Annotated in this window: 11 protein-coding genes; 3 read left to right on the top strand and 8 right to left on the bottom strand. The window is 48.4% G+C overall.

The features are described 5' to 3' along the window. Positions 1-167: 167 nt before the first annotated feature. The 8 genes from MXE39_RS02875 to MXE39_RS02840 form a co-directional block, all read right to left on the bottom strand. Positions 168-1,094, bottom strand: coding sequence for a flagellin (locus MXE39_RS02875; protein WP_246978182.1), 927 nt, complete (start codon positions 1,092-1,094; stop codon positions 168-170). Positions 1,095-1,425: 331 nt separating this feature from the next. Beyond that, positions 1,426-2,340, bottom strand: a complete 915-nt coding sequence (locus MXE39_RS02870) for a flagellin (RefSeq protein ID WP_246978181.1) — start codon at positions 2,338-2,340, stop codon at positions 1,426-1,428. A gap of 754 nt (positions 2,341-3,094) precedes the next feature. Continuing rightward, positions 3,095-3,562: a hypothetical protein gene (locus tag MXE39_RS02865; RefSeq protein WP_246978180.1), complete on the bottom strand. Its 468-nt coding sequence runs from the start codon at positions 3,560-3,562 to the stop codon at positions 3,095-3,097. Positions 3,563-3,738: 176 nt separating this feature from the next. Further along, positions 3,739-5,784 carry an AAA family ATPase gene (locus tag MXE39_RS02860; RefSeq protein WP_246978179.1) on the bottom strand — a complete coding sequence of 682 codons (2,046 nt, stop codon included), beginning with the start codon at positions 5,782-5,784 and terminating at the stop codon, positions 3,739-3,741. A gap of 1,228 nt (positions 5,785-7,012) precedes the next feature. Next, entirely contained in the window at positions 7,013-8,206 is a 1,194-nt protein-coding gene (locus MXE39_RS02855; protein WP_246978178.1) for an HAD-IA family hydrolase, read from the bottom strand. A gap of 2,328 nt (positions 8,207-10,534) precedes the next feature. Beyond that, on the bottom strand, positions 10,535-11,806 hold the full coding sequence (locus MXE39_RS02850) for a transposase (RefSeq protein WP_246978177.1): 1,272 nt from the start codon (positions 11,804-11,806) through the stop codon (positions 10,535-10,537). Positions 11,807-12,901: 1,095 nt separating this feature from the next. Further along, positions 12,902-14,110 carry a transposase gene (locus tag MXE39_RS02845; RefSeq protein WP_246978176.1) on the bottom strand — a complete coding sequence of 403 codons (1,209 nt, stop codon included), beginning with the start codon at positions 14,108-14,110 and terminating at the stop codon, positions 12,902-12,904. 1,984 nt (positions 14,111-16,094) lie between these two features. After that, positions 16,095-16,916, bottom strand: a complete 822-nt coding sequence (locus MXE39_RS02840) for a TIGR04211 family SH3 domain-containing protein (RefSeq protein ID WP_247073763.1) — start codon at positions 16,914-16,916, stop codon at positions 16,095-16,097. Between the two features lie 934 nt (positions 16,917-17,850). On the opposite strand from MXE39_RS02840, the gene MXE39_RS02835 reads away from it, so the two are divergent. From MXE39_RS02835 to MXE39_RS02825, 3 genes are all read left to right on the top strand, one after another. After that, positions 17,851-18,444 carry a hypothetical protein gene (locus tag MXE39_RS02835; protein ID WP_246978174.1) on the top strand — a complete coding sequence of 198 codons (594 nt, stop codon included), beginning with the start codon at positions 17,851-17,853 and terminating at the stop codon, positions 18,442-18,444. A gap of 336 nt (positions 18,445-18,780) precedes the next feature. Further along, the gene (locus MXE39_RS02830; protein WP_246978173.1) at positions 18,781-19,164 is read left to right on the top strand and encodes a hypothetical protein; all 384 of its coding nucleotides are present in this window, start codon (positions 18,781-18,783) and stop codon (positions 19,162-19,164) included. Positions 19,165-19,281: 117 nt separating this feature from the next. Then, positions 19,282-21,229: transposase (locus MXE39_RS02825; RefSeq protein WP_247073761.1), on the top strand; the 1,948-nt coding region annotated here is incomplete at its 3' end.

Genomic DNA, 21,229 nt, shown 5'->3' with positions numbered 1-21,229 from the left:
CTGTAACCTCTGAAGGCATTGTATCCAGACCTGAGATAATTCTGATACAGGTTTAGAGCAAGGGGCGTGCCAGTAAAACAGTTACACGTCTATTCAACTGGCTGTTAATCACATGAAAAATGGCAGGGATTATCCCTGCCTTTTCAACAAAAAGTATAACCAGGCTATTAACGGCCAATCAGACTAAGAGCAATAGTAGGACGCTGGTTAGCCTGAGCCAGCACCGACTGAGAAGCCTGCTGGATAATGTTGTTCTGTGTAAGCGCAGCAGTCTCAGAGGCGAAGTCTGTGTCTCTTATGCGGCTACGGGCATCGGACTGATTCTCGGAGATATTAGCCTGATTGCGAATAGTGCTCTCCATTCTGTTTTGTAAAGCGCCCAGTGCTGCACGCTTTGAATCAACATGCTGAATAAGCTTATCAATGTTTGCCAGAGTGTTTGTAGCAACTTCGGCAGTGCATACACCAAAACGAATGTAATCAACGTTGTTAGCCTTTGATTTAACAAGGCCCATTTCGCCCTTGTTTGTCATTTTGTTATCTGGAATGCCAGCCTCAATTCCTATGCTGCTCAGGTCAAAAGCTGAAGACCAGTTTAAAGTAAGAGTATTGCCTGCATTAGCGCCAACCTGGAATGTTAGTTCACCTGTATCTGGAATTAAGCCTGCATCTGCACCATCAAGAATCTGCTGACCAGCGAATGTGGTCTGCTTGGCTATACGGGTGATTTCCTGGGACAGCTGGGTTACTTCCTCCTGAAGAGCCTTACGGTCGGCAGCAGAGTTTGTGCCGTTAGCGGACTGCACTGCAAGTACGCGGATACGCTGCAGCATGTTGGTGGTCTCGTCCAGGGCTCCCTCGATGGTCTGGGCAAGAGCAATACCGTCATTGGTGTTACGGTTACCCTGATTTAAACCATTGATCTGAGTGGTCAGTCGGTCTGCAATCTGTAATCCTGCGGCATCATCCTTGGCAGAGTTAATACGCAGGCCTGATGAGAGGCGCTGATATGAGACATTCAGGTTTAAGGTTGCATTGCTCAGCTTTCTTTGAGCATTGATGGAACTGACGTTCGTATTAACGTACAAAGCCATATCTTCTCTCCTTCTCTCTTTCACCTAATGGCCGCAATTGTTCTGTAGTGGCCATCCAGTACAATTAACCAGGATTAGTTAGTGCTATTGAAATATTTGAATCCTGGCTGTTGTTTCTTTCGTATTTCCCAGCAACAGCTATGCCAGATTCAATATCTATAATGGCATGGACAAAAGTATATTGAATGCCTTATAAACCTTGATTTAAAGGGCATTGTGTATGTTTTTAAGTTTGTCCAGATCAGGCTATGTCCAGGGATCTGCACTTAATAAAAAGGCGTGGTTACCCACGCCTTTGAGATAAAAGAGAAAGAGAATCGAATCGGGTCAATTAGCCGCCAAGCAGGCTCAGAGCAATGGTTGGGCGCTGGTTAGCCTGGGCAAGAACAGACTGCGAGGCCTGCTGGATAATGTTGTTCTGAGTCAGAGCTGCAGTCTCGGAGGCGAAGTCTGTGTCTCTTATGCGGCTACGGGCATCAGACTGATTTTCAGAGATATTAGCCTGGTTGCGGATAGTGCTTTCCATTCTATTTTGTAAAGCACCAAGTCCGGCACGCTTTGAGTCTACATGCTGAATAAGGGCATCAATATTGGAGAGTGTGTTTGTAGCAAATGCTGCAGTGGATACGGTGAAACGCACTGTACCATTTGCAGATTTAAACAGGCCTTTGGCACCGTTAGCCTGGTCAGCATCAGGAATACCTGATTCTTTGCCGATGCTGCTAAGTGTAAATGCACTTGCCCAGCTAAGATTGAGTGTATTGCCGGCATTTGCGCCTACCTGGAAAGTTAAGGTGCCGTTATTAGGAATAAGGCCCTTATTTTTACCCATAAGTATCTCCTGACCAGCAAATGTTGTCTGTTCAGCGATACGGGTAATTTCCTGCGAGAGCTGGGTTACTTCTTCCTGGATGGCCTTGCGGTCAGCTTCGGAGTTGGTGCCGTTGGCGGACTGTACTGCGAGCACGCGGATACGCTGCAGCATGTTGGTGGTCTCGTCCAAAGCGCCTTCAATGGTCTGGGCAAGGGCAATGCCGTCGTTAGTGTTGCGGTTGCCCTGGTTTAGGCCGTTAATCTGGGAGGTCAGACGGTCAGCAATCTGTAAACCGGCTGCATCGTCTTTGGCAGAATTAATTCTCAGGCCTGAGGAGAGGCGCTGGTATGAAACATTCAGGTTTAAGGTCGCATTACTCAGCTTTCTTTGAGCATTGATCGAGCTGACGTTCGTGTTGACGTACAGAGCCATTTCTATCTCTCCTTAGCGAACGGCTGATGATGCTGAAATACCGTTCATAATACTCTTCTCAGGTCTTTGCGCATGGTGTTTGATGTGCAGACCGAATGTTAGTGTTGTCTGTGCATAGATAGAGCAATTTATGTACCACGATATAAGAATGTTTTAAAATTTGTGCTTTACGCGGCGCTTAAATAAGCGCTTTGTCATGTTTATATATGTATACTGGTATTTCAGTGTGCACTGTGCAGGGGCCCGTAAACTTACATACTCTATATGTATGAAAGTTGAAAAACATCAATATGTAAACTTGATTTGATATGCGGCATTTCTTGCCGCTGGTCTATTGAATGTGTGACAGGACTGAGTGTTTTGGCACTTAATTGAAGGCTGCAATAAGCAGTGCGTGCAGGTGCACAAATAGCGGCTGTGATCTCGTATGTAGACTGGGGAGCAGGGCTTTAGGACTCTCCATTGAGTGGATGGAAGTTATGAGGGATGAGAGTAAGCGCCGGGAGTATAGCGTAGAGTTCAGAATCAATTGCAGTACTGTATTGTTGAGATGACTGGCCGCTGAATTGATGGGGATTATGAAAGCTGACGGAGTCATGGCTTATTTCCAGCTGACGTAAGTAGGGGGATTGCCAGCTGACGTAAGTAGGGGTTATTGCCAGCTTATGGAGGTGGGGCTATTGCCAGCTGCCGGAGGCGGGATTATTAGCATGTTCAGCTGGCTTGTACAGGTAAAACTTTTAAAAAGTGACAATCAGGATTTTTTGCCTTCTGTGGCTTCCTTGGCAGCGTCCGTGGTGTCTTCGTATCTTGTGTCTTTTACAAAGCGTATTTCATAAACACCAGGGGCTACCATGCGCTTCTCGCCACGTACACGCTCCAGGGCTGTTTCCTTTTCAAAATCCAGCTCTGGCACCAGAATAAACTGCACATTATCAAAGTCAGCCGGGCCATGGAAAGTCACGACATTTTCAAACAGATCAGTGGCAACCGGTGTCATCTGGCTGTTTTCTACTGTCTGCTCAAACAGAGCCAGCAGCTTCTGACGAGCTGTGTTTACGTTAGCTGTAAAAGTGCTGTCCAGGGTCCAGTAGAGGATTACCAGGCCAATAACAAAGGACGCAAAGGTAAAGGAGAACAGCTTAAGGGCTCTCCAGCGGTTGAAGGAAACTTCAAACAGAGCTTCCTCTCTTTCCTTGTCGCTTATCGTGATAGCACTCATGGTCAGATACTCTTGTGCTCAGTTGAATACTGTCAGTTAATGTCAGCTTATGTCAGCTGTGGCGTGCTGCCTGATTCTTGTTTGCCTTGAAACAGGATGCAATACCGGTGCAAATGATTGTGTCCGGCGGATGGCAACTGGTGTTTTGGCAAGCTGCCATATGCCGCTGTTTGCTGCTAATTCTTTTTTTCTGGCTGAGGGGCCTCAATGGCTGTGGTCTTGCCGCCTGGGGCGCCTGCTGCCTGACCGCTGGCTGGGGCCTGCCCGGTCTCAGATTCAGCCTCGCCCGGGACTACGGTGATAAGGCGTGGGCCGTCATAGCCTGAAAGGGTCAGCAGAGCTGCAGCGCGCTGGTTAACCTCAGACAGGCGCTGCTCCTGTAAAAACAGGTCCATGGCGCGGCGGTAGCCGTCATCAAGGCGCAGAGAAATGGTCCTGATTTCATCGGCACGAACTTCGCGTGCAGCGCTGATTTCCTCAAGCTTCTTGAGCAGGGTGCTGGCGCTCTGGAACTCCTCGTTCTGCTCGAGAGCAGAGTTGATGGAGCTCTTGAGCTCCTTTTCCAGCTGAGCATCGCTCTTGTGCTCGGAGTTAAGGGAACTGAGTACCTGCTGGCGAATCATCTGACGCAGCTTGTTGACCTCATCTTTCTGCTTTTCAAACTTGATAAGGGCAGCATAGGCCTCACGGTTGGCACTCTCGAGGGCACGGTTGCGGTAAGCATTAAGGAATGGACGCAGACGGTTCTCAGCGTTCTTTCTCACGTCAGTCATACGGGACTTGAGCTCGCTGAGATTGCCAATGTAAGGATGCAGCAGTGTGTACTGTCCCATGAAGCGATCCTTGATGTAGGAGGCTTTCACCGAGAACATGTAGTCGCCAATAACCAGCTGACCTACATCTTCATTAAGGGAATACAGTACTGCATAGAAAGGGGTGAGATTGTCATCAATCAGTGAAATCAGTACCGGGGTATTGTAGGAAATTGCTTCCTCAAAGCTGCCGGTCTGATAGAAGCGCTGCAGATTAACTGAGCGCAGTACTTCGTTACTGATACCCTGCTCTGCATCAGCTACAGCATAGCCATGAATCTTGAAGAGTGTGGCCAGGGCTTCAGACTTGAAGTATGACTGAGAAATAGCGTGATTGAAGAAATATACTTCACGGCTGGCAGCATTGCGGCCTTTGAGCAGATAGTCAGCCACCATGGTATAACGCTGTTTAATCTGCTCGTCGCTGATAAGAGCATTCTCCAGCGTCTGTACCGGGTAGTAGTACTTCATGATCGCAAGGGCACCACCAAAGGCCAGGGCGGCGCACAGCGCGGCTCCTGCTATGGTTCCGATACGGGCATAAAGAGACAGGGACATGGCCTCGCGCATGAAGTTGCGTACATAACCTGCAATACCGCCCTGCTGATGGTGCAGTACCATGGCAGCAGCCTTGCGGGCTATGGAACCATTGACCTGCTCACTTTTCTTCTGAGCGGCCAGAGTAAGGCACATGTCTGCAATGGCATTAATAAGACGCGGAGCACCATTACTGTGACGGGCAATGGCAGCAATGGCCTTGTTGGTGAAGACAGGGCGTAAACAGCCTGATTTCTGCAGACGGAAGGTAAGATAGGCACCAACCTCACTTTCTTTGAGGCGTGGCAGGGTGGTAAAGATTTTGATGCGGTTTCTGAGCATTTCATGCTCAGGCTTGTTCAGATGATTGAGCAGATCCTCACGGCCCACCAGCAGGAAGTTAATCATCTTGCCTGCTTCGCCTTCGATATTGGAAATCAGGCGGATCTGTTCGAGCACATCATCTGAAAGACCCTGGGCTTCATCGCAGATAACAGTGGTTATAATGCCCTGAGCAATGGATCTTTCAAGCATCTGTCTGACCTTTAAGGTCAGCTCGGCAATGGATTCAAATGAGGTAGCAACAACGCCTGAGGCGCGCAGCATGGTGGCCAGGAGCATCTGAGGGTCAAGGCGTGGATCGTCTATGCTGATAATACGCATGCGTCGTGGCAGTGAGCGCATCAGCATACGCACGAGAGTGGTTTTGCCAGAGCCGGACTCGCCGGTAAATACGCACAGACACCCAGAGCGTGACAGAGCAGCGCTGAGCAGACTTAAGGACTGGTGATGAGCACCACCAACATAGTAATAACGGCGGTCAGGCAAGCCATCAAAAGGGTAGTCAGAGAGGCCAAAATACTCTAAGTACATGAGCTTATCCTTACTCCATTATTATTTGCCGACAAGCCGCCGTGGCTGTACCGGGCATTTCCAGAATCCATACACAATAACACTTCAGTCCCTGGACCGTGTACCTTGAATCATCAGGGATCTGCTATATCAGTGATCTCATAAGGTGCAAAGCTGTGCTGCAAGGCACAATAGGGACGGTGACCGCAACATTATAGCGCGTATGCCGCCTTATGAAAAAACAGACATGTATGCCTCATATGTATTTTATGAGCGTGGGGTCATGTTACAGCACAATTGCTCCTCACATTACAAACTCAAAAGTATTACAGTTTCAAATTTGATCCTCTAAGTTGTAATGAGAGCTGCTGCAGTCGGGCAATACTGGCCATGCTGACTGCTGCACCCTGTGTTACCCGGTAGTATGCTGCACCACGTGTTACCCGGTAGGATGCTGCACCCTGTGTTACCCGGTGGCATGCTGTACCGTTTAGAGTACCTGTGGTTGCCAGCCTTGCTAGAGATCAGATGAGGATCTGCAGAGTTTGCAACATACCTGAAACTGGGCTGCATATCTTAATATCGACTGACTGGACGCTTGAGCGTATCAGCGATGATGCTGCGCTTAATTTGTATGACTTGAGGCAAATGGCATCAGGTGCAGGGGCAAAGACAAACATCCAATGAGCCAGGGGCTGCTATTGCTGCCGGGATGCTATGCTGTGCTCATGGAGCTGTCTGTTTGCGAGGCTGCGACAGACAGCTCATTAATTTGACATCAGAGAATGCTATCAGCAAATGCCATACCCACAGTCATTCTATGGCATGTTTATCGTCTTTGACGAAAATTTTGACATTGGGCAATACGAAACAGTATACGTTTTGTGGAGCATGTAAGAGCAGGTCAGAAAGGACTGATGGAGGAGGGATGAGCTGGTTTGCTCAGGAGCTCAGTTTGCAAGGTGGGCCTGGTCAGACCCTTGGTGTCCCATTTTTCAAGGTGGTAAAGGTTATACCCTGGGGGGCCACTTTGCCGAGGGTGGACAGGATTGCAATGTGTGGCTCTGTTTTGCTGCCGCCCCATGGTCATGCAGGATTTACGTGTGGGCTGGGCCTGATTAGTAGCTTATTTCAGGTGGGGTGTAGGGCATGCAGGATCAAAAAAGTCCGGGGCAGCTGTGCTGTCCTGGACTTTTGGGGCTGCTCTAATGCAGCCTGATGCGCTCCTCAGGAGCGCGCTGTGTTTGTTTCAGGTACGGGCGCGTGCAGCTGCCATGGCGCGCTCACGGGCCTTTGCCAGGGCACGGGCTTTTGCTGGTGGCATATTTCTCATCTTTGCAGCCAGCTCCATATCCCTGTCATTTTGAGGAGTGAAGTACTGATTTGTTTCAGGGGCTAAACCGCCAAATTCCACCATATCATCATTGATGTCCATGATGTTAGGAGCCATCTGAGGACGACCCTGAGGCATACCTGGGCGACCTCCACGGCCCTGCATTTGCTGCTGCTGCATTTGCTGCTGCTGTTGCATACGCTGCTGCATCTGTTGCTGCTGAGCCTGAAGCTTGCGGGCACGGGCTGCATGCTCGGCGCGGGCCTTGGCAGCGGCAGAGGCCTCGGCTTCAGCCTTGGCAGCAGCCTCGCGCTCACGGGCGGCCTGCTCTTCTTCTTCAATCTTACGGCGGGCGTAGATTAAGCCTTCTTCAAGATCATTTAAGGTGCTCAGGGTTACTGATGGCTCAAATGCAGGCATGGTGCCGGTCTGTGAGCGGTTAACATATGCGGTCAGCCAGCGCATGCGGGTTGCAGGTACGATATCCTGGAAGTATTCGGATGATACGTGGAAGTGATCTGCAGTACGCAGCTTGAACTTCTCGGCTGCAGCTTTGAAGAAGTTGGCATTTGGCTTGTAGCAGCGGCACTCATCAGCTGTAAGTACAGTCTTTTCGTCAAATACGCCGCCAAGGTTTTCAAACTGACGCTGTACCATCTGAATATTGGCATTTGCCATCAGGAAAAGCTCGAAGCCGGCAGCACGCAGACGCTGCAGAGACTGAACTACGTCAGGATGTGGTCGCATATCTCCGTATACGATCATCAGTTCAGGAGCAGCCTGGGAGAATACCTTGGTATTGAATGTCATGTCCATGTAGGCCATGGTCATGTTGAGCACATCGCTGTAGGTCATGAAGTCACTGCCATACTTGACGCGCTCGAGATAAAGCTGAAAGTTACGCTCTGTAAGCTCAGGATTGATATTGTTTTCACGTCCCACCTGTCCTACGAAGTGGGTAAGCATACGATGATTAATGAGACAGCCGAAAAGATCGAAAGTTAAGGCGCGTCGGCCATTACCAAAGTAACGCTTGCGCTCTTCTGCAGTAGAGGTAAGGCCACTGGCAACTGCGTTGCTTACTTTTGTGAGTACATTTGAGATCTGCATGTCATTTCCGCCTTATTTCTTATTTGCAGCTAAACTGTCAGGCTGTCCTGTGTATGGTAATTAAGTTATCACTGTCAGCTGTAGAGCGCTTTCAACCCCATGACAGGACGCACGGAGGGGAGACATTGTTAGCTGTATCTGATGGAAGTGAACTGGAATCTGCAGGGACTTTCAGATACGAGCTGCCAGGGAAAAACTGCTTTTATGGTATGGCCCTTTTGATGTCTAGTCCGGGCCTGTTGGGCTATTTAAGTGTTACTTGTGCAGCCTGGTGACGGACATCTGAACTCCCGGAGATTATTGATCTTCAGCTGCTTGGCTATACTAACGGCACGTAAACTGATTTTTGTACCCGGTCTTCAGGGAATTTTTTGTGTCCGGGGCTTTACAGCGGGCTTTACATGTGAGAGCGCAGCCTGTTTGAATTTGGTTGTCACCACCGGAAAACGGCCTGAATATGCTAATCAGCTGCATTTGAGCAGAAAACCGGTTTAACTGACAGTATGACAAAGTGCAGTGAACATCTTACTGTTAAAATTTACAAATAGTGATCGGTATCCCAAATTGTAAAAAGAAATAGCAAAGCTGCTCATTTCACCTGTAAACGCTAGATACATTATACATGGCACGCGGGTCCTGTAACCGCCTTACATCGCGGTTTTAAGCCGTAGCTCACACTATTTCGTTCTAATAAAGCGTGCACTGCACACTGAACATTCATAAGCATGGAAAATGAATCTTTGATTCTGCTTCCATGCCTGAAAACGAATGAATTTGAATATATAAAACTGTATTAAGCACCGGCTCAAGCTCATACCTGACCATGGCTGCAGATCTGCATATGACATTGCAGGCCATATCGCCTGTCAACCAGCAAGATCAGCAAAGCGCCAGGGGTCAAGGAATGGAGCCTTTGCACCTTATACGGCCAACTTTCCATCACCCGCCCTGCTTTTTTCTCTTGTCTGTAATGTCTTCGTGACACCCGCTCAATAAACAGTAACGCTCTGCGCGGCGATGCAAGGGCATGCTTTGTAATGATGGGCAAAAGCAGAGCTGAAATTCTGCTGAGCATGCAGCAGTCAAAAATGTAATCTAGGGAGGTGCATGTTGCTGCGTGCTCCCACAAGGCCAGGCCTGGTCATAGCCGGGGAGATTGAACCTGGTCAGCTTAGCTAAGTTCAGTTGATAGCTGGTCAGGTCATGACAGTTCAGATCATCCGGGTATGGCGCGGTTTATCCGAGCCGGCCTGCCATTATTAGTTTGCAGGCAGTCCGCCAGAAATCAGGTTGTCCAGTATAAAAATAATTAAATACCCAGGGATGATTGAGCGCAGGTAAGGATTCTGTTCACTGGCAACAGGTGCTGCATCAGCAAGGATTGATGCAGGTTAAAGGGTCCATTCAGGTGTGCCGCCCCGGGTATGAGCTGAGCCTTGGATGACTGGCTTTGGGCAGCTTGATTGGAGCTGCTGGTATTGCCAGGTTCAGCCAGGGCAGATAGCAGTATTGCTGCCGTACTTATAACAGTCCAGTATTCATATCGTTATGCTGCAAGATTATGCGCAGCGCTGCTGCGCAACTGCCGCTTAACAGAAAGTGTGTACGTTACCTTTTGACTCTGAACACGCCTTTATGGCTGATTTGGGTAATTTCTTTTGCTGTCATGCCTGGGATCTACAGGATCCCGTAGAGAGGTGCCCGAAGGTGTTTTCCTGCAGACAGTCCTGCATTTGTCTGCATTTGTCCGCATTTATGCATATGCACATTCGTCTGCACTAATGCATGGACAAACCTGTATGCACTAATGCCCGTTGAACCTGTCTGTATGCTTCCCGGCCTGTCGCCCAGTAAGCCCGATTGGCTGTATGCGTACCTTAATGAATGATGCAGGCAGCCGGGCAGCCAGACAGTCGGGAGGTCGGGCAGGCATGACTGCATTTGACCTGCATGGCTTGAGCTCGGCTGCGGGGGATCAGATCTGTGTCCAGCAGATTGATCGTTGGCACTGGATTTCCGGGCCGCGCGTAGCACGGCACAGGCTACAGTGCTCTTAAGTCCATGTTCCTGACTATTCAGAAGGGCAGTGAGACTTTGTTGCCTTAAGCAGTGCAGGTTTTCATTTTCCGTTTGAAGCCATGCAGTAACAGTGCTGCCAGGTGTGCACGGTATGGCGCCATGCCTTGCTGGTAGCCAGCTATGCATGGCAATGGCATTGCAGGGCGCCAGCTATGCATGGCAATGGCATTGCAGGGCGCCAGGTATGCATGGCATGGCGCATTGCGGTCGCCATGTCATGCCGGGAAAGTTTGGTGTGACTCAGCTGGCTCAGATAGCGCAGCGTGGTGTAGAGCGGTTCTGCCACTGGCTGGTGCGGTACATGATTTTTGAGCTGCGCTTGTTGGCAAAGAGCTCACACTGAACGCTATTCCAGTGAGGGGATGACTTCTTAAGCCATTGTGGAGAAATCTGAAAATCAAGGCGCAGCATAAGTGTGGCTGTTGCGCTGAGCTCATCGGCAAAGGTCATGCCCCTGGTAATGCGGCGCATGCTGTTGTAGAACGACTCAAGGGAGTTGGTAGTGTAAATCAGGCGCCGTACCTGTTTGCCAAAGTCATACATAGGAGCGATGGATGAGTCATAGGTACTGGTAATGAACTCAGTGGCCTCTGGAGCTTCCTCCTGCCAGCTGCTTTTGAGTTCCTCAAGGGCACGGCGGGAGTATACCTGGCTGTCGGCTGTATAGACTGATTTTAATGAGGCAGTAAACGGACGCCAGACGCGGCTCTTCATGCGGGCCATGCACATACGGATAAGATGCATGACGCTCTTCTGGTAGTGGGCATCAGGCCAGACCGCTCTCATGGCCTCACTGATAGCACCGCAGTGAGGGCCAACTATAAAGACCAGATCCTCAAGACCACGGCTCTTCAGACGGGCAAAGCGGGCTTTCCAGAAATTCAGGGCTGAGCTGGCGTCAAGATGGCATTCAGCCGGGTCAACCAGAGCCACATCAAGGATTTCCTTATAGCCCATGCAGTTGAGGCCTATGACAAAGGCAGCCTGACGGAGATGACCGGGGTGGGTGCAGGTGCCGCCATCGGGGCAAGGCTCATGTACGCAGCCTTCATCAGACTCATCATATTCAAATAATGACAGCGGGCTTGAAAATGAGGAGATACAGTCATCTGCTGCAGTTTGCACCAGGCCTGAGAACACAGGCTTTTCTGCAGCATTGCCGTTGCCGTGATTATGCGCGCGGCTGAAACGCTCAAAGAGCGGACCGATTTCGGGGAAATCACTGAGATCGTGCGCGTCGGCAGCTGATGCTGACAGGCTTACAGTCATAGTGTCGACAAAGACAAAAGGATAGAAGCCTGCAACGGAGCTGTGCATGAACTGCTCATACTTGAGGATATATGAGTCAATCATGTTCTCTATGACAGCAGGGTCCGGGTCAGGGAACAGCTTCTTGTCCAGCAAGGCGATGATTTCATCGGTGCTTTTGCCAAGAGCTGCCAGTGACCATACCTCGTTGAGCATGGCACTGGTTTCATCTGTATGGCGGATCAGCCTGCGCTGCTCTGCATTATTTTTCATAGATGAACCCCCTTATCAGTAGGTGAACATGGCTGCCAGGGCATATGGTATGCGGCTGCCTCCTGCACTCACAAAGCGCCTCCCGGTGCGTGTTTGTGAGATCATGTCAGTAAATTTTTCCCATGTGGTTACATATTGCTGTTATCAGCCCTCATTAAAGCTTTCTCAGTCTGACTGAGTCGATTACTGATTTGACTGGACAGTATGGCCTGTAAATAAAGTCAGATCAGGACACTGTTGACTTTCCAGTAACCGGCCCTGCAGGGAACAGGGGCCCCTAAGCAGGTGTCTGTCGCTGTTGCCGGCCTGTTGCACAGTCATCAGACGACGTAACCTGGCCTGTGCCGGCAATAGCCCGGCGCTTACATGTCAGCAGCATCGTCTTGTTAAAGCGTATGTAAGCTGCCTGATATGCCATAAGTCTTATCTGTCAGTTTTAGCATGCGTCTGTTGCAGACTCATGCTTATCTGTCATGGTATGACAATGAGATGCCACTGGCATTATCTGCAGGGGCTGTCAGTCTTTAGTTTTTCATAAGGACTGTCTGATAGAGACAATTGAGCTTCCTGAGGTCATGACATGCACTAACCTTAAGGTTCAGGGAGCTGAGTTGCAGCAAATTGCTTATTTTTAAGTTGCAGCTGCTCAGGCAGTAATTTGTGCATTGCAGGGCCATCTGTCATACAGCTGTTGTCTGCAGTGCAGAGCAATCAGTCATACAGCTTTTGACTGCAATGCAGAGCAAGACCGTCCGACTTTAAGACATACACTGTCTGCATGGCTGAGCTGTCTGCATGGCAGATCTTTGTAGCCCGGCGCTGCAGGCATATTCTGCCTCAGGTGCTGAGCATGAGCATTGGCCTTTCAATGCATTTCTGTCTGGCTGGCTTACGCTGCGGCGGCACTGTCCTTACGAGGCTGACAGATGACTGGCAAGAGGCGGGGCAGCTCAGTTACACAGGCTGATAAACCTTTATGGGGTATCAGTTATCTGTGGCTTAACGGCTTGCAGTTTTCAGATAAAGCAGAGGTGGTAACTTCCATAAATTAAAAATTGCACCTTAATAATCCATTATGATGCACCCTTTTCTAGCCTAATTATGGGGAAGAAGGAAACCTGGCACGCTGTGCTTCAATTGAGTAAGCACCCTTATGTTGTGTGCCAAAACGCCCATTCCTATGCTCCCCTTTATGTTAGGCTCAGAAACAGCCCTGACCTGGAATCCTAATTGATTCTTGAACACACTGAAAGTGTGCTCGACTCGCGAACGGATTTTAGAACAATGCCTATTCCTGACTTTTGCTTCATCTGAAAGGGGCTTGCCTCTGACCTGCCTTTCGATCACATTCAGGATACAGTCATAGGCCAGTAGCTCGTCTTTATATGAGTCACCACAGTAGCCTGAGTCTCCTTTGACTTCTGGTACTGGAACAGGGCTATTGGCTACAAGACCTACGACGGCCTTTACGTCATGTACATGGGCTGGGGTACAGCAGTAGGAGGTAATAATCCTGGAAACAGCCTCAGTCAGAGCATGAAGTTTTACACCGTACCAGGTTCTGCCATGCTTACTGGTGAATGTAGCATATTCGTTCATATGGCACTCCTGGTTGAAAGAACGAATCCCCCCGAACTCAGAAGCAAACACGCGATCTTTCACTGCTCTGTGCTCTTTCTGAGTACGGTTAGCACGGCCACACTCCTGAATACTTGAGTCTGTAAGAAAGCTCTTTCCTACCTGACTTGCCATAAGATCGGACTCAGAGACTACCTTGAAAAGATCAAGACACACTGGCACAAGCCTCAGGTTGATCTGGTCAAATACGCCGTCATGAGAAAGAAAGGAAAAGTACTTCTGAATCGTTGAGTATGCAGGCAGATTCATGCACTCACTGCCGTTCAAAGCCATAACCATGGCTCTAACTTTACCTTTCTCATGAACAGCCTTGCTGAAAGCAAGAATACTTAGCCCAGAGCAGAATGCAACAAGCAGGCAAATGAAGATTAATCTGGTGGAGGCTGGCTTTCTGCCTGCATTTCTTGGGTTTGTGCATGGATAACGATTGACCTTTGCTTCGTTCTGCGCTCTGGTCCACTCATCAAGAACAGGAAGACAGTATTGAAATAGACTGTGGACTATATGAAAGTTCTGGATTAGTCCACAATCCTTGCAAACTGCTTGAAAGTCCAAGCTCCAGCGGCCAAACCAAAACTCAGGGTGATAAGGGGTTGGTTCTATTCCAGAATCCGAGATTCCACTATAATTCAAGCCCGTGGCAGGCATTAATTTTTCTTTGTTCATGCTGCTAGTTTTGCAGCTTTTTGCCTGCCACTTCTAGTGACACATCTCATAGTTTTGAAATTTTGATTCACTGGTGGTTTACACCCCCTCAATGTGGACATTTCATATAGCATCAGAAATGGTTCATTGAGGTGCAGTTTTTAATTTATGGAAGTTACCAGGTGAATCTGCTTCTGAAACAGCCCGGACTCATGTGCTGCAGGTAACGCTGGCCTGAGCACAGTCATATCTGTAATGATGGTCCTGAAACAGCGGCTGTGCTGCAGGGAGCTCACGTAAGACAGTGCCATGGGATAAACATTTGGTGAATCCGTGCATCAAATCACGGATCTGAAGATGGAGCTGGCGCTTAGTTAATACAGGTATGCGCCTTTGATAACCTTTTCCTGCTGAGCTTTCATCCATCGCGACAGCTCACATCTCTGCCGGGGCTGGATCGGTCTGCACATGCTATTACAGTTGCCGTGTAGAAAGTACTCAGAAAAACTTTGAATTAATTATGACTGGGACATGCAGGGAAACAGCTCATGCAGGGTTTGTCAGCCTGCATTATCTGCTGCACAGCGCATGGGTACTGCACTGAGAACTCCCCGCGTTGATTATCTGACTGTTCGCCCTGAGAGTGTTTGCGTAGAGTTGCGTAGACAGGGGTAACAGGTCAGGTGTTTAACCTTGATGGCCAGAACTGAAAACGCTGCAGCCTGCCATCTGTTAATTATGATACACAAAAGCTCTGCGTGCATAAATCGCCTGTGAGTGGGAGTTGCATGGTTAATATACAATGTTGCAGATTCTTAACATCATATTTACAGCACCACATAAGACGGTCAATGTAATAAACGGGGGACAGTACTTCTGATAGCAGATAATAAGTCTGGCATAACGTACCATAGCCAGGGAAAAAACAGCGCAGTTATGGGCTTTTCGATGGTTAGTGTTATTTTGTTTGTCCAGCCAGAAAATACCATAAACCCGGGAGTGCAGTCCATGGTTTTGGAGGCGATCTAAACAGCCTGTTTACAAAAAGGCTTCGCTTTCTGTTTACACCTTGTTTGTACCAGATAGCCTGATCTTCTCTAAAAGCACGTAAATATCTCATTTTGCTTGCATACAAGCTTCGTTTTCACTGTATTTACAGCCATGATGCATGTTAACAACATATTCTTTACATTCAATTTATTCTCCCCTCCACATCGACAGCTGAAGCTAAATTAAGCATCACCCCACAACTCTCAGGCATCCAGTCAGGCATGCAGTCCATGAGGATAATGATCCGGACAGCCAGTACTGCCACATGCCTGCCACATGCCTGCCAAATTCCATAGCACTGTCCTGACTAAGGCTGCTGCAGGTGGTATGACCATGCTGCATGAAGGTTCGCAGGTATGCATACAATCAAGCAGGCAGGCAGGAAGGAAGGCATGCCTGCTTGTATGGTCAAGGGCAGGTCTTGCCTCCTGCCTCTTGCACCATTTCATTTGCCTGCCGGGACTGCTGGATTACCTGTCGGTATTTCTGTATGCCTGTCTGAATGCTTGCCTGCCTGTCTGCATGGCTGTCAGTAGCACGGTGAGCAGCCTGGGGGTCATTGCCAGAGACTGACTGAAAATTAATCCGTTTACATCTGGATTATGACTGGCAGAAACGAAAGAAGCTGTTTACCCCTGGTGGGTAAACAGCTTCTTAAATATGAGCCTGACCGGGCAGGTAAAGACTGGTTCAGTCTTTTGTATATCAGGTCTGGCCAGTACGACGTTACAGCTTAGACAGTCAGACGGCTTTACCTGAGGCTAAAGGCTGACAGCATGGTGACACGAGTCCCTGTAACAGGCGGCCTGTGCCCTGTGCAATAAGGCAGCATTCGTAATGGATTGCCTGAGCAATGGGGCTGTAAATGTGGCTGCAATGGTCCGGCCGGGAAGGCTGCGGGCTGGAGCAGCCTGACATTGTGCAGGCGTTGAAGCTCAGGGATCTCGTACTTTTGTCAGTAGCGGTCGCGTCTCTGTCTGCGGGCTGGGCGTGGAATAAATACGAAGATTACACCGGCTACGGCACCGCACAGGGCAATCATGGCGCCCTGCATCCACCAGCGCATCTGCATGTCCAGTTCCTTGGTCTCAAGGCGGTCAGCATACTCACGGTAGAGCTCGTCCAGCTCATTGATGGTGGCATCCTTGTTGGCGAGGGTGCTCTTTAACTGGCTGTTCTCGCGGGTCAGAGCAGCAGCAAGGTCTTCGGCAGTCTTGGCACGGCGGGCCAGCTCATTGTCATAGTTATCAAGACGGTACTGCAGAGAGCTGATCTCGTCTGAAAGCTTCTGAACCAGAGGAGCGCCAGTCATATTTGGGGTCAGGTTCTCAAGCGGCATCCAGAAGGTGTCATCACCACGGCCCAGCTGAGCCCAGCGGCCATTGTCTGAGTAGCGCAGGAAAGTGAGCTCATCACCAATCTGACGAGTGCCGGTTACACGGTAGCCCTCGGATGGACCGGAACGTGTCCAGATCTTTACATTGTCAGATACCCATACCGGGCAACCTACACAGTAGCCATTGGCGTCTGGCTTTGGCTTAGGCTTTGGAGCAGCCGGGGCTTCAGCAGTCTGGGCAGCCTGAGTACCCTGAGCTGCAGGTGCTGCCGGGGCAGCTGGTGCAGGAGCGGCCGCTGGTGCAGCAGGGGCGGCAGCGGCAGGGGCGGCAGCTGCTGGAGCTGGAGCTGGAGCAGGATTTTGTTCCTCAGCACTGGCAAGGCCAACAGAGCAGCACAGACCCATGGCCAGAGCAAAATCTAAAAACTTCTTTAAGCGCACTTTTAATACCTTCCTTTAAGCAAGCGCGGAAAATAAGGTCACTAATCTTATCACAAAAGAACACAGCGCCCCATTAGTGCGCCTTTTTGCCCAAAATCACGGCAAAATGGCCATTGGTGCATCCCCCATGCCCCAGCCACTTACAAATTAAGGCAGGTTCTCCAGAGCTTTGCTGCCAACCTTTGTCTCAGGTGATTGAAGTCGACATTATGATTATGGTGAAAAGAGCATTTAACGCAGCCTCTTGAAGAAGCTTGTTTTGCTGCTGTTTGAGTGGGGGTGGTGCATCCGTTTTAATGGGCCTGTGGTACAGCTGTCGGGGGCTGCCTGGAATGCGGACGTTTGAATGGGCATTTTGACGCGATCCCAGGCAGGCATTTGTGGAGCATTTATGGCAGCAGGCAGGATATGCTTCTGTCATAGATAGCCGTATGGGATATGCAGCCTTATCGAGTAGAGATGATTACAGCACAGTGCCCGATAAAATGCTGAGTATCACAATCTGCAGTAATATCTTATTGATCAGGCGTTTTTGTCAATGCGCCTGTCCTGCAGCAGAGGGAGCGCTGCGCGACATTACGATCTTAAGCCAGAGGAACCGACTGATGGCTTTTTGTTTTGACAAAAATGTTTTTTTTGATCGGCTTGAGCTTTGTAAAGGGCCTGTCAATGCCTGTCCTGGCTAAAAAACAGCAGAAATAGCAATATGTACCAGGGTACGTCCAGGTATAAGTGGTTTATATTTTTTCCAGACAGAATATCCCTTGCATGACAGAGACGAGACTGGCAGTTCCTGATAGCAGGAATAACAGAATATTCATACAAAACGTTTTGTAAGGTATAGTGATGCAGGTACAGGTACAGGTAGCCATGGTGCAGGTAACTATGGCACAGACTGTACACTTGATTTGAACAGCAAACCAGGAGAATGTTTATGGATAATCATGATCATGAAGACAGCCATAAGAGTGAACAGGAGCTCAGTACGGCTTTAGCAGCAGAGATGTTTGAGCGCATAATATCTAACGCATCACGCATAGGGAAAAGTGTACAAGTTTTTTCTGCAAGGGCCGAGATCCTTGATGATGATGAGTTTCTTGCCAGATTTGAGGAGTTTGCCGGCAAGCATGAGTCTGGAAAAAGCTGGCGTGAACTGGTTCTAGACGTTTCTGTCAATTCAGGAGATATTGAGTTCTGTGATATATCTGTCAAGCTTGCGGATTTCTTTTTGATGAAAGTGCGTGATGACATGTTAAGTAAAAAAGGTGCAGTTGAGGATATGAGGGAGCTGTACGATCCAGATATGGATCTTGATGATTTTTACAGATTTGGATGCCTCAAGGTGCTCAATGGGCTTAACTTGCATGAGCTTCATATCCTTGACACCATTCTCAATGGAAGTTTAGCTCTACGTCATGTTACTGTCCTGATGGGGAATGAACTGATTTCCAATCTTATTCAGGCTTATATGCATGCGGCGCTGGTAGCAAGTATTTTCAGTGTTGTTAAGGAAAACAAGTCTTCTTAGCTGATTTCTGCCTGCAGCAGCTTAATTGTTCAAGTCCCGTTTTATGGTCATAAGGCATGCAACAGGTAAAATAAATCCCTCAAAACATACACAGGTTTCATAATTTCAGTGAGACATCCATGGACACAGGTCCGGTGACGCCGGCAGTGACATATTTTATTGAGACTTATCCATGGCTGAAGGTTTGGGGACAACACAAGTGTCATAACTCCAGGGACTCCTGCAGTGCCAATATTCAGGGATCATAAGTGGCATCATGAAATATAAGCTCAGGGCAGATTTACATTCAGGATATGTATGTACATAATGTTTTAGTTATCATGGAGTGACAGATAAATGGGTGACAGCAGCAATAACACAAATCACAGTAATGCTCAGGAGGCAGTTGACAGATATGGTCTCAGGGAGACTTTTGAAGCTGTTATAGCCAAGACTGTATTGAGTGTTCTTATTGTCAAAGAGTTTTATATAACAGTCAGGAGTGATGAATCAGTACGTGAGCTTTTCAGGGAGATAAACGGGGAGGACTTTGATGAGGAGAGATACCTTGAGCTTGCAAAGGAGCGTCCGCTGATGCCTCATCTGTATCGCTACACCCTGCCCGCTGAGCTTGAGAAGGTGTATGATTTTGAATTATCACGCTTATACACGCAAATTTTGAAATTTTTTGTCCCAAAGGATACTAGCAATAAAAAATATTATCCTAAGATAAGTTATTAGTAAAGCCTTAAAAATCAGGTTTTCAGTGAATATTTTGTAAAATAACAGCTAGAAAAATAACCAAAAATATTGTACAATCAGTGGGATCGCGTTATCCCACTGATTTGAGGTTTTTTGATGGCTATTTTAAAAAATATCACGGAGATGCCTACCCCGGACTGGGCATACATCACTGCAGATGGACGAGTGATTCATAGATACCGCAAGGATGGCAAGCGACACAATGTTGCCATAGGCAAGGTCGTAGATAAGCTAACACCGGACGGACGTCCTATGATGGCTCCTAATGACAACATGCGCAGACTCTATTCTGATGAGTTTGAAAGATATTACGGAGAGGGAAGTTCGAATACGAATCACGTTTCAGCAGGTATTTTTGCTGTTCATTTGAGGGTATGCGCAGGGCTGGGGGTATACCAGTGTGTTCAGAGATCGTTTGGTGGCTCTGACGGCAATGCTCTTATGGATCTTGCAATGATGTCATTCACAAAGCGCAGCAGTGCAGCTTACATGATTGATGACTTTGCTGATTCGAACATGCACTACTCCCTTGGAAGGATAAGCAGCTCCTCTGTCAGCAGGCTTCTTTCAGGCAAAGTCAGCGAAAATCAGATTCATGACTTCAAAGTCAACTGGGTGAATGAATACAAGAAAATTTGCCCTAAGAGCAAGGTCTGGCTTAGCGTTGATGGGTCAAACAATGACTCCAAGATGGTTGGAAGTGCTCTTGCTGCCCATGGCAAATCAAAATCAGGTAACAGCAGCAAAATCATAGGCCAAATCTGGGCTGTCGATGCTGAAACGGGTATGCCTGTAACATGGTTTGTTAATGAAGGAAATGTTCCAGACAGCGTTTCCTTCGAGAGAATCATTACTTTCCTTGGTCAGCACGATATCGAGGTAGAGGGGGTGTTGTTAGACAGAGGCTTTGCAACCGAAGCAATAATGACTTTGATTAAATCTCTAGGACTTGAATATGTCATTATGCTTAAGGAAGATTGCAATGGCTTCAAAGAGATGTTTGAGCGCCATAGCAGTGCTATTAGACGTGTAATGGTGCATCGCATTGGCAATGGCGGAATCTATGGGATTGTTGGCGAGGCCAAGGTTTTCAGAAAGAGTCAGTCATTGACTAAGGTTGGTCTGTTTTTCAGCAGCTTAAACGCTGATGAGCGTGGTGAGCATTATTCAGATAAGGTCACTAACGAAATAGACAGGCTCAATGATGAAATCAAGCTTGGTAACTGGGATATAAGCGTCAATCCTGATTTTGAGCGCATCATTTCCATTGCACGCAATGACGATGGCAGCCCATCAGGGGTTACTGTCAACTTTGAAAAGTGGCAAAAGGTATTTGACTCAAAAGGATACTTTGCGATAGCAGCCTCAAAGGAGGAGGATGCAAGAGAGATGTACCACAAGTACACCATGCGTGATACGTCTGAAAAGGTATTCCGTACTGTAAAGTCTGAACTTGGCTTTGACACTCTGCGCGGACATTCCGATGCCTCTGTTGCCGCAAGAATTGCTGTTTCATTCATAGCTGCTGTTTTCAGGCAGAGCTACACAGACCATTGCAAAAAAATCAATGCAAAGCCAAATCTTATGATTGATAAGTTGAGCAGGGTTGCTGTTGAGGCTAACAATGATGGAATATACATCGTGTCCAGCAGTGGTGAGGTTTCTGTTTCAAAGCTCTTTAACTCCGTTGGAGTAACAAAGGCAGACCTTGCTGATCTGGCATTGCAGATGACGAAAATCCGTCAAGGTGTCAACCTGTCCCAGTACAGAAAGCTTAGCTCCTTAGAGTCAGATAACATCAAGACAGAATCAGAACGGTTCGCTGAATCTGTAAGGCAGAGCTTTAACTTAAAAGCTTCAGGTGAGTGTAAGAACAGCACGGAAGAAGACACTTGTTCTAATGCAAAGAGAGCTCCTGGCCGTCCTAAAGGCAGCAAGAACAAGAAGACTCTTGAGCGCGAGGCGGCTATGGCTGCTGCTGGTGAGGTATCGTCAGCTGCAGGGGTATTCTCTGAGTCTGACAAGCCTCGCAGAGGCCGTCCTA

This window comes from Anaerobiospirillum sp. NML120511 (genome assembly GCF_023050955.1).
Taxonomy (GTDB): domain Bacteria; phylum Pseudomonadota; class Gammaproteobacteria; order Enterobacterales; family Succinivibrionaceae; genus Anaerobiospirillum.
Note: the sequence above shows the minus strand (reverse complement) of the source record. Positions and strands in the feature narration are given on the sequence as shown.